The 20,778-nt window shown below is 36.6% G+C and carries 19 protein-coding genes and 1 tRNA gene; 14 read left to right on the top strand and 6 right to left on the bottom strand.

Annotated features, from left to right (window positions below):
• Nucleotides 1-98: 98 nt before the first annotated feature.
• Complete coding sequence (locus HS848_RS10515; RefSeq protein ID WP_107507324.1) at nt 99-389, top strand: hypothetical protein; 291 nt, start codon at nt 99-101, stop codon at nt 387-389.
• 183 nt (nt 390-572) lie between these two features.
• On the opposite strand, the gene HS848_RS10510 is transcribed toward HS848_RS10515, so the two are convergent.
• Nucleotides 573-662 (bottom strand) — tRNA-OTHER (locus HS848_RS10510).
• A gap of 108 nt (nt 663-770) precedes the next feature.
• Nucleotides 771-1,622: an oxidoreductase gene (locus tag HS848_RS10505; RefSeq protein ID WP_198612286.1), complete on the bottom strand. Its 852-nt coding sequence runs from the start codon at nt 1,620-1,622 to the stop codon at nt 771-773.
• Nucleotides 1,623-1,703: 81 nt separating this feature from the next.
• Between HS848_RS10505 and panB the strand changes: the two genes are divergently transcribed.
• The 5 genes from panB to HS848_RS10480 all read left to right on the top strand — a co-directional run bounded on the left by panB (nt 1,704) and on the right by HS848_RS10480 (nt 6,144).
• Nucleotides 1,704-2,531, top strand: a complete 828-nt coding sequence (gene panB, locus HS848_RS10500; protein ID WP_198612285.1) for a 3-methyl-2-oxobutanoate hydroxymethyltransferase — start codon at nt 1,704-1,706, stop codon at nt 2,529-2,531.
• Entirely contained in the window at nt 2,515-3,372 is an 858-nt protein-coding gene (gene panC, locus HS848_RS10495) for a pantoate--beta-alanine ligase (protein ID WP_198612284.1), read from the top strand. Before panB ends, panC begins: the two co-directional genes overlap by 17 nt.
• Nucleotides 3,372-3,755, top strand: a complete 384-nt coding sequence (gene panD / locus HS848_RS10490) for an aspartate 1-decarboxylase (protein WP_198612283.1) — start codon at nt 3,372-3,374, stop codon at nt 3,753-3,755. Before panC ends, panD begins: the two co-directional genes overlap by 1 nt.
• 421 nt (nt 3,756-4,176) lie before the next feature.
• Complete coding sequence (locus HS848_RS10485; RefSeq protein WP_198612282.1) at nt 4,177-5,046, top strand: hypothetical protein; 870 nt, start codon at nt 4,177-4,179, stop codon at nt 5,044-5,046.
• 516 nt (nt 5,047-5,562) lie between these two features.
• A complete protein-coding gene (locus tag HS848_RS10480; RefSeq protein ID WP_198612281.1) occupies nt 5,563-6,144 on the top strand; it encodes a DUF805 domain-containing protein in 582 nt (193 codons plus the stop codon).
• Nucleotides 6,145-6,243: 99 nt separating this feature from the next.
• On the opposite strand, the gene HS848_RS10475 is transcribed toward HS848_RS10480, so the two are convergent.
• A complete protein-coding gene (locus HS848_RS10475) occupies nt 6,244-7,845 on the bottom strand; it encodes a MutS-related protein (protein ID WP_198612280.1) in 1,602 nt (533 codons plus the stop codon).
• Between the two features lie 434 nt (nt 7,846-8,279).
• Here HS848_RS10475 and HS848_RS10470 point away from each other — a divergent pair, with 434 nt between their 5' ends.
• Both HS848_RS10470 and HS848_RS10465 read left to right on the top strand, forming a co-directional pair.
• Entirely contained in the window at nt 8,280-9,710 is a 1,431-nt protein-coding gene (locus tag HS848_RS10470) for an MDR family MFS transporter (protein WP_198612279.1), read from the top strand.
• Between the two features lie 38 nt (nt 9,711-9,748).
• Nucleotides 9,749-10,993: an ArgE/DapE family deacylase gene (locus tag HS848_RS10465; RefSeq protein WP_198612278.1), complete on the top strand. Its 1,245-nt coding sequence runs from the start codon at nt 9,749-9,751 to the stop codon at nt 10,991-10,993.
• A gap of 463 nt (nt 10,994-11,456) precedes the next feature.
• Here the strand turns inward: HS848_RS10465 and HS848_RS10460 are convergent, their stop codons facing one another.
• Entirely contained in the window at nt 11,457-11,987 is a 531-nt protein-coding gene (locus tag HS848_RS10460) for an alpha/beta fold hydrolase (protein ID WP_198612277.1), read from the bottom strand.
• Nucleotides 11,947-12,276, bottom strand: coding sequence for an alpha/beta fold hydrolase (locus tag HS848_RS10455; protein WP_198612276.1), 330 nt, complete (start codon nt 12,274-12,276; stop codon nt 11,947-11,949). The genes HS848_RS10460 and HS848_RS10455 overlap by 41 nt, the downstream gene beginning before the upstream one ends.
• A 301-nt stretch (nt 12,277-12,577) precedes the next feature.
• On the opposite strand from HS848_RS10455, the gene HS848_RS10450 reads away from it, so the two are divergent.
• From HS848_RS10450 to HS848_RS10425, 6 genes are all read left to right on the top strand, one after another.
• Entirely contained in the window at nt 12,578-13,087 is a 510-nt protein-coding gene (locus HS848_RS10450) for a YfiT family bacillithiol transferase (RefSeq protein WP_198612275.1), read from the top strand.
• A 122-nt stretch (nt 13,088-13,209) separates the two neighbouring features.
• Entirely contained in the window at nt 13,210-14,244 is a 1,035-nt protein-coding gene (locus HS848_RS10445) for an SDR family NAD(P)-dependent oxidoreductase (RefSeq protein WP_198612274.1), read from the top strand.
• 176 nt (nt 14,245-14,420) lie between these two features.
• On the top strand, nt 14,421-16,028 hold the full coding sequence (locus HS848_RS10440) for a xylulokinase (RefSeq protein WP_198612273.1): 1,608 nt from the start codon (nt 14,421-14,423) through the stop codon (nt 16,026-16,028).
• A gap of 39 nt (nt 16,029-16,067) precedes the next feature.
• Entirely contained in the window at nt 16,068-17,330 is a 1,263-nt protein-coding gene (locus HS848_RS10435) for an MFS transporter (RefSeq protein WP_332871298.1), read from the top strand.
• Between the two features lie 15 nt (nt 17,331-17,345).
• A complete protein-coding gene (locus HS848_RS10430; RefSeq protein WP_198612272.1) occupies nt 17,346-18,128 on the top strand; it encodes a glucose 1-dehydrogenase in 783 nt (260 codons plus the stop codon).
• A gap of 172 nt (nt 18,129-18,300) precedes the next feature.
• Nucleotides 18,301-20,004 carry an ABC-ATPase domain-containing protein gene (locus HS848_RS10425; RefSeq protein ID WP_198612271.1) on the top strand — a complete coding sequence of 568 codons (1,704 nt, stop codon included), beginning with the start codon at nt 18,301-18,303 and terminating at the stop codon, nt 20,002-20,004.
• Nucleotides 20,005-20,240: 236 nt separating this feature from the next.
• Here HS848_RS10425 and HS848_RS10420 read toward each other — a convergent pair whose 3' ends face one another.
• Nucleotides 20,241-20,663 carry a hypothetical protein gene (locus tag HS848_RS10420; RefSeq protein WP_198612270.1) on the bottom strand — a complete coding sequence of 141 codons (423 nt, stop codon included), beginning with the start codon at nt 20,661-20,663 and terminating at the stop codon, nt 20,241-20,243.
• Nucleotides 20,664-20,778: the final 115 nt, after the last annotated feature.

Genomic DNA, 20,778 nt, shown 5'->3' with positions numbered 1-20,778 from the left:
TCATATTAATTAATGGGAATATCTTTGTGAAAATGGGGTAATTAGTTAAGGGCATATTTTACATAATATGTCAAATGAAATATAAGGGAGTCATGCTCATGATTGATATACAAGTACAAAAAACACAATTAATCGAAGTTATTGAAGACATCATTCAGGATAAAGTGAAAGTTAAAAATAGCGATGCATGCGAAGTATTAGCTACAGAAATTGTCAACGGGTTAGAAGAGTTAAACAGTGAAGAAACTCAAGCCAACAACCTACTTGGACTTAATAGCGAATTGCGTCATGAAGTGAATAATCCAAGTATCGCTAAAAAATTAATTTTAACTGCGAATGAAGACTCGCGTAACAACAAAGAAGCAAATAAAGATATGATTAGTAATTAGTGAGAGGAGTGGCCTAATCACTTGTTAACGATCAATTTAATAAACAATCAAGGGTTGGAAATAAGCACCTCCTATTGGAAGAAGTTTGAATATTCTTTCAATAGGAGGTGCTTAAGTTTCACAAGAAATAAAAAATATCCTTACATGATTGTAGATGAGAATCACGTAAGGACATTTTAGTAGCGGAGGGAGAAGGATTTGAACCAACGCGAGCACGAAGCTCCTACCAACCATAAATGGTTGGCCTCTTAAGCCAGGCTTGAGTACCCCTCCATATATTTAGTTATTATTTTTAACAACAAAATATATATTACTACAAAACCTTTTCAATGTAAACTATAATTTTATTGCATATAAATTTTTTGCATAAACGATATTAATTTAATCATAAGCTAGAGTGTGATGGGACATTAATAAAGCGTATACGGTATCTAAATGTGGTGTCTGAATATCATGTTCTTTCGCTTTACGGTAGATAAAGCCTTGAATAGCTTCGACTTCTAAAGGTTGTTGGTTAATTACATCATAATACATACTTGTGCCCATATGATCTGGGTAGCCTGCGTAAATCGTCATTATTTCGTCGATGATTGTGTCAGGGAAGTCGATGTCTTCCGCTTGAGCAACTTCACGACCTTCATTTAATAACGCTCTACATAACGTTTCGACTTCTTTAATTTTTAGAATTTGAGCCGTATTTTTACCGAGTGCAGTAATTGAGTTAATGCCTAAGTTGACTAGTAGTTTATACCATATTTTTTCTTCGATATTGTTCTCTAGGACTATTTCGATTTTTGTATGATCAAATAGTTGTTTCAACTTCGCAGTGCGTGCATCTTGTTGAAGGTGTAAACGATAGTCACGAAAATGTACTACTTTATTGTCTGATTTCTGAGCACTAATATAAACGACGGCTTGATAAATATGTTTGAATGGTAAGTGAGATAGTAAGCCATAACCATTTTGCGCTAAAATAAATATCGTTTCATGATGACTAAGGCGATGAAGTTTTGGAATTAAATCTTTAAGTTGATGGGTTTTTACGGCGATAATGATAGTGTCAAATGGCGTGTCCATCTCATCGATGTTGTACGCTTGAACTGTTTGATTGGCGGGCGCAATATGCATCTCTTTGGTAGAGCGACCGAGTAAGGTTACATCGGTTAATGTTTGTTGAAGTTCATAGGCAATGGTCGTACCAACTGCCCCTGGACCGATAATAGCAATTCGCATTTAAAACTTTCCTTTCTAAGCATTCTTAAATATAATTATACGTATTATTATCAAACTTTTGATATAGGAGTTAAATTAAAAATGAAAAATTTAGCAAAATTAGTGGAAATGAAGCAAAGCCAAACGAAGATTTCGATGATTACAGCTTATGACTTTCCGAGTGCAAAACAAGCACAAGAAGCAAATATTGATATGATTTTAGTTGGTGACTCTCTTGGCATGACGGTATTAGGCTATGAAACGACAACACAAGTAACGTTAGATGATATGATTCATCATGGTCAAGCCGTGAGACGTGGCGCAAATGATACTTTCGTCGTTGTGGATTTACCGATTGGCGCTGTAGGTGTCAGTATTGAACATGATTTACGCAATGCGCTGACATTATACCAACAAACAAATGCCAATGCGTTGAAAGCAGAAGGTGCTCATTTAGTTGATTTCATTAAAAAATCAACACAAATCGGTATTCCTATCGTGGCTCATTTAGGACTAATGCCACAAAGCGTTGGTGTAATGGGCTATCGTTTACAAGCAGGCACAAAAGATGCTGCACAACAATTAATTCAAGATGCACACGCGGTTCAAGAAGCTGGCGCAGTGGCGTTAGTGTTAGAAGCTATTCCTAGCGACTTAGCTGGCTTAATTAGTAGTCAATTAGATATTCCTGTCATTGGTATTGGCGCAGGTAAAGACACTGATGGCCAAGTGTTGGTTTATCACGATATGTTAAATTATGGCGTAGATCGTCAGGCTAAATTTGTAAAACAATTTGCTGATTTTTCAATTGGTGTCGATGGAATTAAACAATATGACGAAGAAGTGAAGGCTGGGACTTTTCCATCTGAAGCACACACATATAAGAAAAAGATTTTAGACGAGGTAAATGGCAATGACACAAATCATTAAAACTGTGGCAGAGATGCAACGTATCACACATGATTTAAAACGTTCTGGGCAAACAATCGGTTTCGTACCAACGATGGGCGCATTACATGAAGGACATTTAAGCATGATGCGTCGTTCAGTTGAAGAGAACGATGTAACGGTAATCAGTGTCTTCGTTAACCCATTACAATTTGGACCTAACGAAGATTTTGATGCTTACCCACGTCAGATCGACCAAGATGTAGCCTTAGTGGAAGACATCAACGTAGATTACGTCTTTCATCCAGACGTTGACGAGATGTATCCGAACGAATTAAGCGTGACATTGAAGGTGGGACGTCTAGCTACCGTCTTAGAAGGCGCGCAACGTCCAGGACACTTCGATGGCGTGGTCACAGTAGTAAATAAATTATTTAATATTGTACGTCCTGATAAAGCTTATTTTGGGAAAAAGGATGCCCAACAGCTCGCGATTATTGAAAAAATGGTCGAAGATTTCAACCACCCTATCGACATTGTAGGCATCGATATTGTACGTGAAGCAGACGGCTTAGCACGTAGTTCACGTAACGTCTATTTAACGGCAGAAGAACGTCAAGAAGCAGTTCATTTAAGCAAAAGTTTAAATATCGCGAAGTCGCTCTATGCAGATGGTGAAAGACGTAGTAATATCATAGTCGGTGCGATTAAAACGTATTTAACAGAACATACAAGTGGTCATATCGATGAAGTCGCTGTCTATAGTTATCCTGATTTAGAAGCTGTTTCGGAGATTGAGGGTCAAATTTTTATTTCGTTAGCAGTGAAATTCTCGAAAGCGCGTTTAATAGATAATATTATTTTAGGAAGTGGAAGTAAGTAATGATTAGAACAATGATGAACGGTAAGATTCATAGAGCTCATGTGACTGAATCTAACTTAAATTATGTAGGTAGTATCACAATCGATGCTGATATTTTAGATGCGGTTGATATTTTACCGAATGAAAAGGTAGCCATCGTTAACAATAACAATGGCGCACGTTTTGAAACATATGTTATTGCAGGCGAAAGAGGTAGCGGCAAAATATGTCTTAATGGTGCAGCGTCACGTTTAGTAGAAGTCGATGATGTTGTGATTATTATGACATATGTACAAGTAGATGAACGTGAATTGATTGACCATGCGCCAAAAGTAGCAGTGATGAATGAAAAGAATGAAATCATTCAAATGATTCATGAAAAAGAAAATACGATTATCCGATAATTGGATAATCATTTGGATTCTAGAATATAAATTTTAAAATAATAGCGTAGAGATATTCATGATTGAATCATCTCTATGCTTCTTTTATATCAATACTTCGTATTGTATGGCTCGCATTTCCTAGGGGGGGAGTGGGACAGAAATCTAATGTAATTTCTAAGATTTCGTAGTCCCACCCCGGCAAGGTTGACTAGAATTGAAGAAAGTGAGGCTTGAACGCATCTTCATTTCAGACAACTACTGCCAGGTCGAGCCTCGGTCTCGACACTCATCCTATTCCCTCAGGAGTCTCGCCAACAATACTCCGTATTACATTTTATTGTGTATTACTCTAGATATAGTATTTACAAAGTATCTTTTTATAAATAGAATAAAAGATAATAAATTTATTTTAAAAATCCATTCTATATAAGGAGTAATGATGAAGAAACTTTTATGGTTAAGTAGTGTGCTTTTACTATTGTTAGCAGCTTGTGGTACAAACGATGCTTCAAAAGATAAGAATTCTAAATCTAACACAGAAAATAAACAAACTAGCACTCAACGGTCTAATAATAAAGATAAAAAGCTAGAAAAAGAGATAGCTAAACTCTCTGAAAAAGAAAGACTAGCGCTTGTTTTTTGTGTGGAGGATGTCGACCAATATACATTAACTAAAAATGAAATTCTAACAGGGATATATGAATATAAAATGCCTACTGGAAAACGTAATTACAATTTAGTTGATTTTACGTTAGTGAAATATACAGACAAGGTTGAAAATGCGCCTAAAAATATGCACTTCTATACTGTTTATCCTAATAAAGGGAATTTCACAACTATCGTTGGAGTAAATAAAGATAAAATCTTTGTTGGCCGTGATCAAGCGACTGAAGCGACGTATAAAGCATTTTTAGAAAAAGGGAAAGAAATCGATTTAAAAGAAGTATATAAACGTAACAAAGACAATAAAGCGATGTCTGAGTTAGTTAGCAAAATCAATATCTCAGATAAATTGCCAGGCACTAAGGAAGAAAGAGAAAATCCTATTTCTGATAAAAATTTAGAAAAATCGGTTAGTGTTGGTACACAATATCGTAATCAAGTTTACAAGTTAATCTCTAACTTTGATGATGTTCAAGTAGGTAAAACAGGTTATTTATGGGACAATGTTAAAAATACGAATCATAAAGGGGATTGGAAAGTAAACTATCGTAATAATGATGGTGAAATCTTAGGTACGTATGTTATGGAAGATGGTAAGATGTCTAAGTTAGATGATAAAGGTAAAGTCATTAAAACAGAAAAATAGTTTGGCTATAAATAAAACAGCTATATCAAAATATAGACGTAAAAGTGATGTCTTCAATTAAAAATCACCTTTACGTCTTTTTTATATTTTCTTTGGTATCCAATACTGTGTATTGTTTGGCTCGCGTTCTTAGGGGGGGAGCGAGACAGAAATCTAATGTAATTTCTAAGATTTCGTAGTCCCGCCCCGGCAAGGTTGACTAGAAATGAAGAAAGTGAGGCTTGAACGCATCTTCATTTCAGACAACTACTGCCAAAATTAATTCATCCTATTCCCTCAAGAGTCTCGCCAACAATACTTCGTTAGTTACATGTAATTTTTACATTAAAGAATTAAGATACTTCGCATAATTAGATAATTATTATTAAACCAAATTTAATTAGTGAGTTTCCTTTTTATATTAATGTTTCAATTTCATATAGTTTTTATTTTTAATAAATTTTGTATGTGAAAAGGGTTTCAATGTGATTTCAGTATGATACGATGAAAGAAAGTCGGATAAAGGAGTTATTATATATGAACCCTAAAGTAACGTTTGGAGAAGCCTTTAAATTATTTTGGAAGAATTATTTTAATTTCCGTGGACGTTCGAGACGTAGTGAGTATTGGTGGATACAACTTTGGCATCTTATCTTTTTCTTGCCAGCAATATTTATATACCTTATTTCATTAATAGTAGTGATTTTAGCAGTTTCAGTCCATGTAGAAAACGGTGGAGTAGTGGGTATTTTAGGAATCATGTGCGCTGGTTTATATCTTCTACTATATGCGTTAGTGATCATTATCCCACAACTTGCGTTAAGTGTAAGACGTTTCCATGATACGGGTAGAACAATGTTTGTGCCGGTATTACTCGTGGCCTTAGCTATTTTTACGAATGTTTTCCAATTCGTATGGGAAATTAATGACCCAGATTTAGAAAATGGATGGCTGTTACTAGCTCTTACTATATTTAATATTATTGTATGCATTATCTCTATTTATCAAATCGTCATTACTTGTCTCAATAGTAAAGTTGAGAAAAATAAATATGGCATAAGTCCAAAATTCAAAAATCTCCCTGAACATAGCGTTCAAGAAGAGAGACATTCAAACTAAATTTATTATTCTAAAAATCAAGCTCCGTTTGACCTTACACGTGTCAATCGGAGCTTATTTGTTATTCAAAGTAAATGTTTCATGTAAAACATTGTGTTATTAATCTTTAACTTGTTGCTTTGCACGGTTGTAAATCTTGTCTGGGAAGCGGGTAATACGCAATAATTCAATCGCGTTACGTGTATTGGCTTTGCCTTCTTTAATCTTATAATCAAAGTGGATTTCATGATGTTCGATTGTTTCATTAAAATGATAATTGAGATAATTTGGTTTCAATAGTTCAGATAACTCAATATCATGGGTAGCAGCGATGACACTATATTGCGGTAACTCATGTAAGTACGTTAATACCGATTCTGACGCTGCAATACGTTCAGTCGTGTTCGTTCCTTTAAAGATTTCATCGATAAAACAATATACCGGCGTTCCCGTTCCAATATCAAATAGGCGACGTATTAATTTAAGTTCGGCCATAAAGTAGCTATCGCCTGATAGCACGTCATCGGCATTTGCCATAGACGTATAGACTAAACCGGGTTGATAACTAAACTCGTCGGCTGTAACTGTATTGATAGTTTGTGCAAGTATTAGGTTAATTGCTACCGCCTTCATAAATGTGGACTTTCCTGATGCATTTGAACCGGTTAATAGAATATTGTGGTTAATGTCCAGGTCGTTTGGCACTGCATTTTCCAATAAAGGGTGAACTAGGTTAGTGAATGAGACGCTTTGGTTCTTGGAAAAGGCAGTCGGCTCACAGTAAGTGTCTAGGGTGCGACGGTACATGGCGAGTGAATAGTGATTGTCTAGGGTGCTAACGTAATCGTAGCAGGCTAGGACTTCGTCTTGATACTGATAATATGTATGTTGGATGGTATGGAAGAGGAAGTAGTCTACCATAAAGGCCATCTTGAGTAACATGACGAATGCGCCCCCAATGTCTTGATCGCCTGCTGTACCGAGTAAGCCACTAAAGAAGCGTGCACCTTTAAAGTGATTGAAGTTAGTAGCGACATCGGGTGTGCCGTCAATTTGGTCGAGATGATACCCTTCTTTAAGTACGTTGGCGGTATAGAAGAGTGACTTTAAATCTTGGTCATAGGTACGTTTTAATGTGCCTGATAAGATGATGTTAAGGAGTACGGCAAATACTGTGATAAGTGTTCCTACTGAAGGTGAAAATAATAGCACAATCAGTCCAATAAATGGTAAGAATGGACACAGCATAAATAGATTTTGGCGTTTAATTGGTTTGAGTTGATCAGGGAAGATAGGATAAACTACTTTGCCTATCGATGCGAGACGATAAGAGACGTTCACGCGAAAATCTTGGTCGTTATTGAAACGGTCAATCAGTTCATGTTGATCGGCTTTAAACATTTGGCGTAAAGTCGCGTACCAACGCATTTCTCCGATTGCAGTGAAGTTGAAGTTGCTACGATGAAAGACTTCTTCAAGATTAAGGTCGGACCACGTTTTATCGTCAACCACTTTAGAATATCGGTCGCGATAGAGCTCGAATTGATAGTTAAAGCGTGAATTCGGGCGAATAAAGCTTTCTAAAGGCCGTTTATTCTGCCATAATGTATGAATTTGGTTGATTAATTTTCTTTTATTTGAAAATGAAATCGCAAAATTCACAATCAGTCCTAGGATGATAATTCCAATTACGAGAAGTGCATAAGTCTGATAGATAGTCATATTGAACTCCTTGGAAAATTTAATATTTTCTATAATTATTTCATACTCAGAAAGAATATACAAAAGTGCTTAAAGGCGACGATATAGCTTCTTAAAATTAAGCGTTGGAGTGCAATTAGGGTAGATTGTGAACAGTTGAGCATTCACATTAACCATTTGAGAATAAAAAATCTTTTTTTGAACGACATTTGGTATTATAGGAAAGGTATTTATAGAGGAAGTTGACGCATACCTATCCCTAAATATGTATTTAAATAACTTACACCCAATAAAATTGTTAATTGAACACATCGCGCAGTCTTACTTCCTCTTTAGAGAGCGGCTACAGAAATTTATTTCTGGTCCGTTCTCTTTTTTTGAGTCATTTTAGTTTGCCTGGCTAACTAAAAATGCTAACATTTTATAATGTAATTAGTTTTAAAGGAGTATTATGTATGGAGAATAGTCAAATGAGTATAGCGAAACGGAATACGATTGTGCTAATTATGCTCATTAGTGCCTTCGTAGCTATGTTAAATCAAACAATACTTAATACAGCATTACCGGCTATTATTAGTGGCTTAGGTATATCAGAATCAACAGCGCAATGGTTGATCACAGGCTTTATGCTTGTGAACGGGATCATGATTCCATTAACCGCCTTCTTAATGGATAAATATCCGACGCGTAAGCTTTACATCTTCTCAATGGCTGCCTTCCTTATCGGCTCTATTCTAGCGGCCGTATCTCCAGGATTTGGCATCTTAATGGTCGCGCGTGTCGTTCAAGCGGTCGGTGCAGGTATCCTATTACCGCTTATGCAATTTACAGTCTTTACACTATTTCCAGTTGAAAAAAGAGGCTTTGCGATGGGACTTACCGGTATCGTCGCACAATCGGCTCCAGCTATTGGACCTACATTAACAGGGTTATTAATCGACTTCTATAGTTGGAGAATGCCATTTTACATCGTGGCAACCATCGCCATCATCGTCTTTGTCATAGGTTATTTCTTCGTGGAAAATAGTAATCAAACGAAACCTGCCGTCTTAGATAAACGCTCTGTGGTTTATTCTACTTTCGGGTTTGGCTTAATCCTCTTTGCGTTTAGTAGTGTGAGTACGTTTGGCATTACATCGCCTGTCGTTATTTTAAGCTTTATTGTCGGCATGTTAATTGTAGTTATCTTTTCAATGCGTCAACTGAAGGTGAATCACCCGTTATTAAATATCCGAGTGTTTAGTAACCGTACATTCACATTATCTGCGGTGGCATCTATGTTAGTGTTCATCGGTATTGTAGGACCTGCCTTATTAATACCTATGTATGTTCAAACTGGTTTAGGTTTATCGGCTGTGTTATCTGGTTTAGTCATTTTACCTGGCGCCGTATTTAACGCCTTTATTTCGGTTTATACTGGTAAGATTTTTGATAAATATGGTATACGTGTATTAGCTATTCCAGGTTTTATCTTACTAATTATAATGACAGTCCTACACATCTTCTTAACGGCAGATACACCGTTTTGGTATGTGGTAACGATTTACGCTATTCGTATGTTCTCAGTTGGTTTACTTATGATGCCACTGAATACGGTAGGTTTGAATGCGTTAGACAATAAAGACATTTCACACGGCACAGCAATTATGAATTCAGCACGCATAATTGCCGGCGCAATGGGTACTGCTATTAGTATGACAATCCTAGCTATTGTAGCGAAACAATACACAACTTCTGCACATAGTGGTCTTTCAAAAGAGGCCATTATGAGAGAATCAACGGTACATGGGGTAGATGCAGCCTTTATCTTCACGACGATTTTAATTGTTATCGCATTTATTCTTACTTTATTCATCAAAGACAATACGAACCACGACAAGGCTTAAATGGTATGTAATCTTAATTTTGAAAGGAAGTACAAATTATGAACAATGTATATTCAGAACAAGAAAAAGTCCAATTGTTAGCAGATATTGTTGAAATGAACACCGTCAATGATAACGAAATAGAAGTTGCGAACTATCTCAAAGATTTATTTGAAAAACATGGAATCAATGCGAAAATTGATGAAATTGAAGGACAACGTGTAAATTTAGTTGCTTCAATTGGAGAGGGTCATCCCGTTGTAGGTATTTCAGGTCATATGGACGTTGTATCTGAAGGGGATCCAAATGATTGGACATACCCTCCATTTGAACTTACTGAAAAAGATGGCATGTTATACGGACGTGGAACATCAGATATGAAAGCTGGATTAATGGGCTTAGCGATTACAATGATTGAGCTTAAAGAAAATGATGCTTTACCTAAAGGAACAATTAAATTTATGGCTACGGCTGGTGAAGAAAAAGAACAATTAGGATCAGCTCAATTATATAAAAAAGGTTATATGGATGACGTAGATGCCTTAATTATTGCTGAACCTTCTGAACAAAATATTGTGTTTGCGCATAAAGGCTCAATGGATTATAAAATTACATCTAAAGGTCAAGCAGCACATAGTTCTGTGCCTGTTATTGGTAAAAATGCGATTAAGCCATTAATCGATTTTATTCAAAATATCGATGAGGAATATGAGCGTATTTCTCAAGAACTAAAATGTGAAAAACTTGATTTCTCAGACGTGATTGAACGTTTTAGTACAACATTACTTAAAGATAGCGGTTTAGATGAGGAAGAAGTTAGACGTGTAGTTTCTGGTCTAGTGATTAGTAATACAATCTTACATGGTGGTAATCAAGTCAATTCAGTACCTGATGTAGCGACGGCTGAATTCAATATTAGAACTGTACCAGAATACGATAACGAGATGGTTAAAGAATTATTTACAAAATATCTAGAAGAGATTAATAAACAGGGCGGTAACTTAGAAGAAGATATCTATTTAGATTTAGATCCAGTACTTACAACTGGTGATAATGACTTAATTAGAGTAGGTCAACAAGTGGCTAAAAATGTATTTGGACAAGATGTTCTTGCATCACCAACTGTAGGTGTAACGGATGCTTCTAACTTATTACGTGATAAAGATGAGCATTTCTCATTCTTAATGTTTGGTCCTGGTACTGTACCTCACCAAGTTGATGAGCATGTGGATAAAGATAAATATCTTAAATTTATCGATTATTATACAGAATTAATCACAACATATTTAAATAAGGCTGAGTAGTGTTTTACTGCGTATTGTTTGGCTCGCTTTCTTAAGAGGGGAGCGGAACAGAAATCTAATGTAATTTCTAAGATTTCGTAGTCCCGCCCCGGCAAGGTTGACTAGAGATGAAGAAAGTCCAGATTGGACGCATCTTCATCTCAGTCAACTACTGCCAAACTTAGCTACTGAGTCCATTTTTTAAGGAGTCTCGCCGACAATACTTCGTATAATAATTAATTCTTATACTTGAAAGTATAGAATACTCACTAGTGTTTTTTAAAATAGTATATGTAGGATAAATCAATAATTATAGGCTTAAAGGTGAAATTACATCATCTTTAAGCCTTTTTATTAATACTTCGTATTGTTGGTTCCCCTAGGAGTCTCGCCAACAATACTACGTTAGTTACATGTAATTTTATAATAAAACACTTAAAAATAAGATGTTTTCTCATATTTAATAAAGCATTCAGGTATGAAGTTATGTTCTATCTTTATAAAACTGGATGATGTGATTTAATACTTCGTCTTCGTGTGTGATTTGTAGCCAATGTCCGGCGTCTTGAACAACGTGGTAGTCAAAGTGATTTGAGACATAGTGCCAAGAAGCGGCCATTTGATCGACTGTTAACGCCGGATCTTTCTCACCAATTAAACCTAGCGTTGGAACATTAACAACGCCAAAGCCTCGCATTAACATCATATAATTACGACGATACCAATTTAACGCTGCTGTTAAGCGGTTTGGACGTGACAAACGACGCTTCCAATTATCATGCAGTGTGCCACTTTCATCCATAAATTCTAACATTTTGTAGTCGAAGGCAGAGAGTACTTTTTCCGCTACATTTTTAATTAGGAAAAGTGGGACATACATACCTTTTAACATTTGTGATACGCCACCGTAGCGAAGATAACCATTAGGATGGCCTACACTCATAGCCACATAACTTTTTATAATAGTTGGATAGTCATGTGTAAAGAGCCAACCTAAAAATGCACCCCCAATCATGACCTATAACATGTGCTTGTTTGACACCTAATTGTGTTAACAAGTTAAATAAGTCTTTCGAAGATGAGTGTATATCGAAGTTGTCAGGAATATCTGTATCGCCATAACCTTTTAAATCTGGGGCGATAACTCTATAACCTTGTTCAACTAATTTAGGTATAAAGTTAAACCATAATTCTTTTGAATCTGGAATGCCATGTAATAATAAAACGACTGGCTTATCTTTATTACCTTCATCCACATAAGCATAGTTGATACCATCTATATTAATATATTGTGTCGTAAGCATACGCTACCTCCTTTAATCATCTAATATTAGTTATACCCTATCTAAGTATAATCAATTGAATACTAAAAAAGGAAATTTGCGTCAGGGAAGACTGACGTTTGTCTGAAGTGAGTACGAGGGATGTCTAATAAACGTTGATATATCAATGTTAGAGTGTCTCGAAAATTTAGTTTTGATTTTGAGTCCCATTACACTCAAGAAGCCTCAACAGCATGTTAATTATTTAGCTATGGCTTTTAATTTTCCTAAATAAAGGGTAGAAACATACGTAAACAAAAGATAATTATGAGGAGGACTAACCATGGACGTAAGATTTCCAATTGGCGAATTTCAACCACCAGAGAATCCAACATTAGTAGATGTAAAACAATGGATGAGTGAAATTGAAGTATATATCAATCATTTAAAAGAAACGGTAACTGATTTAAATGAGGCACAACTTAAAAAACAATATCGAGAAGGTAGTTGGACGGTCAATCAACTAGTCCACCATATTGCAGATTCTCAAATTAACTTATATGAACGTTTGAAAATGGCATTAACATCAGACGGCGTAACGGCATTCATGTTCGATCAAACACGTTGGGTCGAATTGCCGGATTCATTCTTACCTGTCGATATTTCAGTCAATATTTTAGAAGGTTTAAATAAACGTATCGTAGAAATGGGTAATCACGTAACTAATGAAGATTTATCACGCAAGATTACATTATCAGATGGATCTGATGTGACAGTTGCTGAATTATTGAAGAAACTATCATGGCATGAACGTCATCATTTAGAACATATTAAAATCGCATTATCAAACTAATTCTACCTATTTCTACAACTTAAGAATGAAATTCTCAGATGGCGAGACTTTATAATAAGATAAATCGCTCAACCCTGTTATAATCAACCATTATTAAGAAGAAAGATAGGGGATGACATTTTATGAAAGAGCAAGTTTTAGTTACAGGAGGCACAGGCTTCCTGGGATTACGTATTATTTCGGAGCTATTAAAACAAGATTATAAAGTACGCGCTACCTTACGTTCGGTGGCAAAACAAGAAACGGTATTAGAAACGTTAACTAAGAATGGTATCGCTACAGAGAATTTATCCTTTGTAGAAGCTGATTTATCGAGAGATGACAATTGGGCAGAAGCAATGAAAGATTGTACGTACGTGATGAGTGTTGCGTCACCTGTAGTGATGGGTAGCGTAAGCACAGAAGACGAAGCTTCCATCAATAAACAAGCAGTCGAAGGCATTCAACGTATTTTAAGAATTGCGGAAAAATCTGACGTTAAACGTGTGGTCATGACGGCAAACTTTGGTGCAGTCGGCTTCAGTAATAAAGATAAATCAAGTGTTACTACTGAAAAAGATTGGACAAACCCAAATGAACCAGGTCTCTCAGTTTATGAAAAATCTAAACTCATTGCTGAACAAGCAGCGTGGAACTTTGTCGATGCGACAGAACATGATTTAGAATTAGCCACTATTAACCCAGTAGCCATTCTAGGGCCATCATTAAATCAACACATGTCACTAAGTTTCCAATTTGTGGAAAATATTGCGAACGGTAAAATGAAACGTATTCCAAATATTCCAATGAATATCGTGGATGTACGTGACGTGGCTACATTACATGTGTTAGCTATGCAAACACCTGAGGCAGCAGGTAAACGTTTCATCGCGACGGCTGACGGACAAATTTCAATGCCAGAAATTGCGCAATTAATTAAAAAAGAACGTCCAGAAGTTGCGGATAAAGTCTCAACTAAAAAAGTACCTGATTTTGCAATTAAACTAGGTGCGAAATTTAATAGTGAAGCGCGTGAAGGTAAGCTCTTACTTGAAATGAATAGAAACGTGAGTAACCAACAAGCACGTAATGTGTTAGGTTGGAAACCTATGTTCACTCAAGAAGAAGCCATCCTAGCTTCCGTTGATAGTATGAAAGCTTACGACATCTTAAAATAGAATCATTCCCAATATAATATCAAACACCTTTATCTCATTGATGTAATTCGTGGATAAAGGTGTTTTTTTACTTTAAAAATTTAAAGAATGCAAAAGTTTCTCTTGTTTCATGAAATTTTCATGTGCTAGGATATATCTATGATAACGTTTTCATAAAAATAAAGTGAGGTGAGACGATGAATAATACAGACATTAAACGCTACATAGAAGAAGGGCATTTAACTGTAGGAATCGAGTTTGGCTCTACGCGTATTAAAGCCATCGCGATTGATGACCAATGTCAGACGCTCGCTACAGGCTCTTTCGAATGGGAGAATAGCTACGAAAATGGCTATTGGACATATTCTATGAATGACGCGTGGGTAGGCATTCAAAAAAGTTATGGTGCTATGACTCAAGCGTTAAAAGATAAATACGATGTAACAGTAACGCAACTGGCATCATTAGGTATTAGTGGTATGATGCATGGTTATTTACCGTTCGATGAGAAAGATGATTTACTTGTACCATTCAGAACGTGGCGTAATAACAATGCCAACCAAGCGGCCGAAATCTTGCGTGAAGACTTTCAAGTCAATATTCCTGAACGTTGGAGTATCGCGCAACTTTACCAATCAGCGATAGATCAAGAAGCACATGTCGATAAAGTAAGTTACATGACAACGCTTGCGGGATACATCCATTGGTACTTAACTGACGAGAAAGTTCTTGGTGTAGGTGACGCTTCAGGCATGTTCCCAATCGATATCGAAACACAAGATTATCGCCAAGATATTATTCAACGTTTTAACAAGCTCTTCTCTGAAAAGGGGCACACCCAAGATATTCGAGATATCTTACCTAAAGTCGTCGTAGCAGGTGAGTATGCGGGACGTCTAACAGAAACAGGTGCTAAGTTAGTCGATCCAAATGGTGAACTACAAGCAGGTTGTCCACTTTGTGCGCCAGAAGCCGATGCAGCAACTGGTATGGTTGCGACAAATAGTGTGGCACCAAGAACAGGTAATGTCTCAGCAGGTACAAGTATCTTTTCAATGATTGTTCTTGAACAACCGATTAAATATGTGTATCCAGAAGTAGACATTGTAACTACACCAGATGGTTATGAAGTAGCCATGATTCACGCTAACAATTGTACGTCAGATATTAATGCTTGGGTCGATTTATTCGGCGAAGTATTAGATACGATGGGCGTGAAATACGACAAAGGTGAACTTTTTACAAAATTATTTGAAAGCGCTTTAAAAGGTGACAAAGATTTAGGTAAATTATTATCATTTGGCTATATTTCAGGTGAATTTATTACAGATGTTCAACATGGTTATCCAATGTTAGTGCGTTCAGTAGATAGTAACTTTAACTTAGCTAACTTAATGAAAACACATATTTATAGTGCGTTCAGTACATTAAAAATTGGTATCGACTTATTGAAAGAAAAAGAAAATATTCAAATTGATTCCATGTTCGGTCATGGAGGCATTTTCAAAACAGAAAAAGTTGCTCAATCGTTCCTAGCAGCTTCACTTCACAGTCCAGTGCGTGTCATGCAAACGGCAAGTGAAGGTGGCGCTTGGGGTATCGCAGTGTTAGCTCGATATATGATTGAAGAAGATTCAACAAACTTAGCGACATATCTTAATGATTTCGCCTTCAAAGGTACAGAATCGACAACAATTGAGCCAACTGAGGAAGAAATTGAAAGTTTCGAAGCTTATACAGAACGTTTCAAACAAGGCATTCCACTTGAACGCCTTGCACATGAGCAGTTTAAGACAGAAGAATAATAAGCATTACACTAAACAAAGGTAGAAAGTGGGATTACGGTGTCTAATGATATACAAAAACAAGATCGTCAGTTTTTAGGATTACCTATGGTGTTAATTTGGGGTTATATCGCTGTAGCAATCTTTATGACGGGCGATGGATTTGAACAAGCATTTTTATCTAAATATATTGGCAGTCTTGGCTTCACTCAGTCAGAGGCTGGTAGAGTATTAGCAGTTTATGGCTTAGTTGTAGCCGTTGCATCATGGATGTCAGGTGTGTTGGCAGAGATATTTAGTCCACGTCGCGTAATGACATTCGCATTTATTATCTGGATTATCTTCCATGTAGGTTTCTTAACGTTAGGCTTAGCGCAACAAAACTATGCCATGATGTTAATCATGTATGGTATTCGTGGCTTTGCATATCCAATGTTTATTTACAGTTTCGTAGTATGGATTACATATTCATCACCTAGTTACAAACTTGCCTCTGCAATGGGTTGGTTCTGGGCGATGTATTCAATTGGTATTGGTGTATTAGGTTCATATTTACCAAGTTTCTCAATTCCAGTTATCGGCGAAATGGGAACATTATGGTTCTCACTTGTCTTTATCGTAATTGGTGGACTTATGGCGATGTTCCTAGTGAAAGATAAAAAAGGCGAAGACGTTGAAGCAAAACGTATGTCTAAAAAAGAAATCTTTAGCGAATTTGGTCGTGGTATTACAATTCTAGGCAACAAACAAGTTGCAGTGGCTTTCGTAGTACGTATTATCAACCAATTATCTCTATTTGGTTTAGTAGCCTTCTTACCACGTGTGTTTACCGAAGATTTCGGTTTCACAACATCTGAATGGTTACGTGTATGGGGTCTTATGTACGCTGTAACAATCTTTACAAACTTATTCTGGGGTATCGTTGGTGACAAGATTGGTTGGGTACGCCAAGTCCGTTGGTTCGGTTGTATTGGTATGGCCATTTCAACATTGGCCTTCTATTACCTACCAGCGTGGAGTGGTCCAAACTTCTTCGTTACAACATTAATCGCCTTAATGTTAGGTTTCGCGGTAGCAGCATTCGTACCAATGTCAGCGATCTTCCCAACATTAGTACCAGAACATAAAGGTGCGGCAGTATCAATTCATAACTTAGCAGCTGGCTTAAGTAACTTTATTGGGCCATCAATTGCGTCAATCACATTGGTATTTGCCACAGCAGAAGTAACAATCTGGGTATACGCAATCATCTACGTTATTGGCTTTATCTTAACGTTCTTTATGAAAGTGCAACAACCAACAAAACAAGTACATACAAATTAAAAGGGTGAGAGAAAAATGACAAACATTATTGATCAATTTAGAGTAAATGGAAAAGTAGCAATCGTAACAGGAGGCGCAATGGGTCTTGGTAAAGCAATGGCTGAAGCATTAGCACAAGCTGGTTCAGATATCGTTATTGCAGATATTAAATTAGACTTAGCGCAAGAAACTGCATCTGAAATTGCGGGAAAAGAAGGCGTAAAAACAACAGCATTAAAAGTAGACGTTACAAATCCTGATGACGTTAACAAAATGGTTCAAGACGTTGTTAATGAATATGGCAAAGTTGATATTTTAGTTAACAATGCTGGTATGACAATTAACGAAAAAGCTGAAGACGTTTCTTATGAAAATTGGTTAAAAGTTATCAACTTGAACTTAAACGGTGTGTTCTTAGTAGCACAATCAGTAGGTCGTCAAATGATTAAACAAGGTTATGGTTCAATTATCAATACTTCTTCAATGTCAGGTTTAATTGCCAATAAACCTCAAGAACAAGCGTCTTACAATGCTTCTAAAGCAGGCGTAATTATGTTAACGAAAAGTTTAGCAATGGAATGGTCTAAATATGGTATTAAAGTAAATACTATTGCGCCAGGATATATGAAAACAGCGTTAACTAAACCAATGTTTGATACAGGCGGCGAAATGATTGATTACTGGATGGGTGCAACTCCAATGGGTCGTCCAGGTATGCCTGAAGAATTAGGCGGTATCGTAGTTTACCTAGCTTCTGATGCTTCATCATTCGCACAAGGTAGTGTCTTCACTATCGACGGTGGTTACACTGCATTATAATGCCTCGTACACTATTACGATAAATACTATTATTTGAATATATAAATAACAAAGCCATCTCTACCGATTAACGTTGGAGATGGCTTTTTAATAACTAATTTTCTATATGAAGTTATGGGATGGGTGTAGGTTGGGTAGACTGTAGTTAGACACTTTGAACGGAGGAATCATTATGAAACGCGCTAAAGAACTCGAAAAGACGCTAAAGTCCTTAGATGGACAGAAATATGGTGCTTATAAAAAAACTAAAGGTACCTATGCCTTTGATCAATTTCGTCTTGCGATAGACCATGTCCAAGTCGATCCTTTCGCACCACCTTCCAAAATGCAACTCTTCATTGAGCGTTCTACTACACAACTTCCGAACGACTTATTAGATACGAAAGACAAACGTCTAGCCGTAGCTGACTTTTTAACGCGTACATTTAATCAACAAGCGCAACGTTTTAATCATAGTGTTAAAGGTTCAGGCAAAAACGGTAAAATCTTTATCGACCACTGTGGCCAAGAGATATTAGAACGTACGGCTGTAGTAATTCATGATAAAGAGATTGAAGTTAACATTGAAGTGGGTATGCCAGCTGCAGGGCGTAAGATTCTTGGAAAAGCAGCTGCCCATACGTTGATTCAAGGTTTACCACAAATCGTTGACCAAGCGCTAATGTATCAACATATTAACCAAGAGGCATTACGCAAACAAGTTGAGTTAAAACTAGATCAAACGTATATTAGAGAACAACTTCAACAACAAAACTTAGTTGCCTTTGTAGCCAATGATTCAGTTTTACCACGTAAAAGTGGTGTCTCAGATGAACCTATGAAAGGCGCTATTAAATTTACAAGTCCTAAGAAATTCGAAATGACATTTAACTTACCAAGTGGTCAGGCAGTCACAGGGATGTCTATTCCAGAAGGTATTACGCTCATCGTAGGTGGCGGATATCACGGTAAATCAACGTTACTAGAAGCGTTAGAACGTGGCGTCTATAACCATGTACTTAATGACGGACGTGAGTTTGTATTAACACGCGAAGATGCAATGAAGATACGTGCCGAAGATGGCCGTAGTATTCAAAACGTGAACATCCAACCGTTTATTGATAATCTGCCTGGTAAAAAAGATACGACACGCTTTTTAACTGAAAATGCGAGTGGTAGTACATCTCAAGCTACAAATGTCATGGAAGCGTTGGAAGCTCAAACATCGTTATTACTTATCGACGAAGATACGTCTGCGACAAACTTTATGATTCGTGACGGACGTATGCAAAAGCTTATCGCTCCTGATAAAGAACCAATTACGCCATTCTCTAGTAAAGTGAAGCCACTGTATGATGATTATAAGGTTTCAACAATCTTAATCGTAGGTGGTTCTGGTGACTATTTCGATGTCGCTGATCAAGTATTAATGATGGATGAATATCACTTGAAAGATGTGACAGACGATGCTAAAGCTATTGCCAATACGGATGATTATAAGCGCACGACCGAGTCAAACGACCATTTTGGTGCTATTCCATCTCGTGTGCCTTTAGGTAATTCATTTTCCAAAAAGGGGAAAGATGATCGTTTGAAAGCGAAAGGTCTGCATACGATTACGTATGGTAAAGAAGGTATCGATATTTCTGGTTTGGAACAATTAGTTGATGCTAGCCAAACGAATGCCTTAACGGTCATGATAGATTACTTTAGACATCATGCGATAGATGGCCACACTAGCTTGATTGAAGCGACGAACCAAATGTATGAATTGATTGAAAAAGATGGACTTGGTGCGATATCAAACTTTAACGGACACCCAGGCAATTTAGCCCTACCACGTAAACAAGAATTTATCGGCACATTAAATCGCTATCGAGGATTAAAAGTGAAGTAGAAAGTAAAAGGTAATTCCTATCGAATACTCGATAAGAATTACCTTTTTTAAATTATTGTAGGGGGACTACGAAATCTTTGAAATCACATTAGATTTCTCTCATTGTTTTTCTTACTTATTTCAAAATTTAAATATACATACGGAGTATTGTGGCGAGACTCTTGAAGAATCAGGGCTAGGCTAAGACCATGGCTTAGCCAGACCCCTTAAGAAAGCGAGCCAAACAATACGGAGCTTTATGTTTCTGAAGGACGCTCTTCAAAGAGACGCAAGAAAAATTCCATAGAAAACTCCTGTTCTTGAGCCTTCCCATTATATGTAGGTACATCTTCTCTAATTAACGTACTTAATCCTTGAATATCATCTATTCCATAATCTTCCACAAAACCATATTGGCCTTCTTTAACATACAATTTAACCTTCCCTTTAAATTGCACTTCACGATTCAATAATCGCTCACGATCAAGATAATATTTTTTAGGTAGTTTAATCCATATATGGTCAAAATGGTATCCAGCGATAACCACTTCTTTAAGTAGCATCGTGGCCGGATTTGGGGCGTTAGTATATTTAAGTCGGCGTTTAATCGCAATGTTCTCTACTCGTCCGACTACGTTTACTGTTTTATTTCGAAAAGGCTGTAAGTCCATACGCGACATAGCTTCACCTTCTTTAAACAATTATTATAAAAAGTGTATCATAATTATGAGAAATTTTTAAATTTTCGATATATTTTACATCTTTACTTGAAAAGTTGGCCTTGTGACGCCCACA

Origin of the sequence: Staphylococcus caledonicus (assembly GCF_016238465.1) — a bacterium.
Classification (GTDB): domain Bacteria; phylum Bacillota; class Bacilli; order Staphylococcales; family Staphylococcaceae; genus Staphylococcus; species Staphylococcus caledonicus.
The sequence above is the reverse complement of the archived record's forward strand: the minus strand, read 5'-3'. Positions and strand labels throughout refer to the sequence as shown.

Coding starts and splice junctions, on each gene's coding strand:
- HS848_RS10515 (WP_107507324.1), top strand. CDS start 99: ATGATTGATATACAAGTACAAAAAACACAATTAATCGAAGTTATTGAA.
- HS848_RS10505 (WP_198612286.1), bottom strand. CDS start 1,622: ATGCGAATTGCTATTATCGGTCCAGGGGCAGTTGGTACGACCATTGCC.
- panB (WP_198612285.1), top strand. CDS start 1,704: ATGAAAAATTTAGCAAAATTAGTGGAAATGAAGCAAAGCCAAACGAAG.
- panC (WP_198612284.1), top strand. CDS start 2,515: ATGACACAAATCATTAAAACTGTGGCAGAGATGCAACGTATCACACAT.
- panD (WP_198612283.1), top strand. CDS start 3,372: ATGATTAGAACAATGATGAACGGTAAGATTCATAGAGCTCATGTGACT.
- HS848_RS10485 (WP_198612282.1), top strand. CDS start 4,177: ATGAAGAAACTTTTATGGTTAAGTAGTGTGCTTTTACTATTGTTAGCA.
- HS848_RS10480 (WP_198612281.1), top strand. CDS start 5,563: ATGAACCCTAAAGTAACGTTTGGAGAAGCCTTTAAATTATTTTGGAAG.
- HS848_RS10475 (WP_198612280.1), bottom strand. CDS start 7,845: ATGACTATCTATCAGACTTATGCACTTCTCGTAATTGGAATTATCATC.
- HS848_RS10470 (WP_198612279.1), top strand. CDS start 8,280: ATGGAGAATAGTCAAATGAGTATAGCGAAACGGAATACGATTGTGCTA.
- HS848_RS10465 (WP_198612278.1), top strand. CDS start 9,749: ATGAACAATGTATATTCAGAACAAGAAAAAGTCCAATTGTTAGCAGAT.
- HS848_RS10460 (WP_198612277.1), bottom strand. CDS start 11,987: ATGATTGGGGGTGCATTTTTAGGTTGGCTCTTTACACATGACTATCCA.
- HS848_RS10455 (WP_198612276.1), bottom strand. CDS start 12,276: ATGCTTACGACACAATATATTAATATAGATGGTATCAACTATGCTTAT.
- HS848_RS10450 (WP_198612275.1), top strand. CDS start 12,578: ATGGACGTAAGATTTCCAATTGGCGAATTTCAACCACCAGAGAATCCA.
- HS848_RS10445 (WP_198612274.1), top strand. CDS start 13,210: ATGAAAGAGCAAGTTTTAGTTACAGGAGGCACAGGCTTCCTGGGATTA.
- HS848_RS10440 (WP_198612273.1), top strand. CDS start 14,421: ATGAATAATACAGACATTAAACGCTACATAGAAGAAGGGCATTTAACT.
- HS848_RS10430 (WP_198612272.1), top strand. CDS start 17,346: ATGACAAACATTATTGATCAATTTAGAGTAAATGGAAAAGTAGCAATC.
- HS848_RS10425 (WP_198612271.1), top strand. CDS start 18,301: ATGAAACGCGCTAAAGAACTCGAAAAGACGCTAAAGTCCTTAGATGGA.
- HS848_RS10420 (WP_198612270.1), bottom strand. CDS start 20,663: ATGTCGCGTATGGACTTACAGCCTTTTCGAAATAAAACAGTAAACGTA.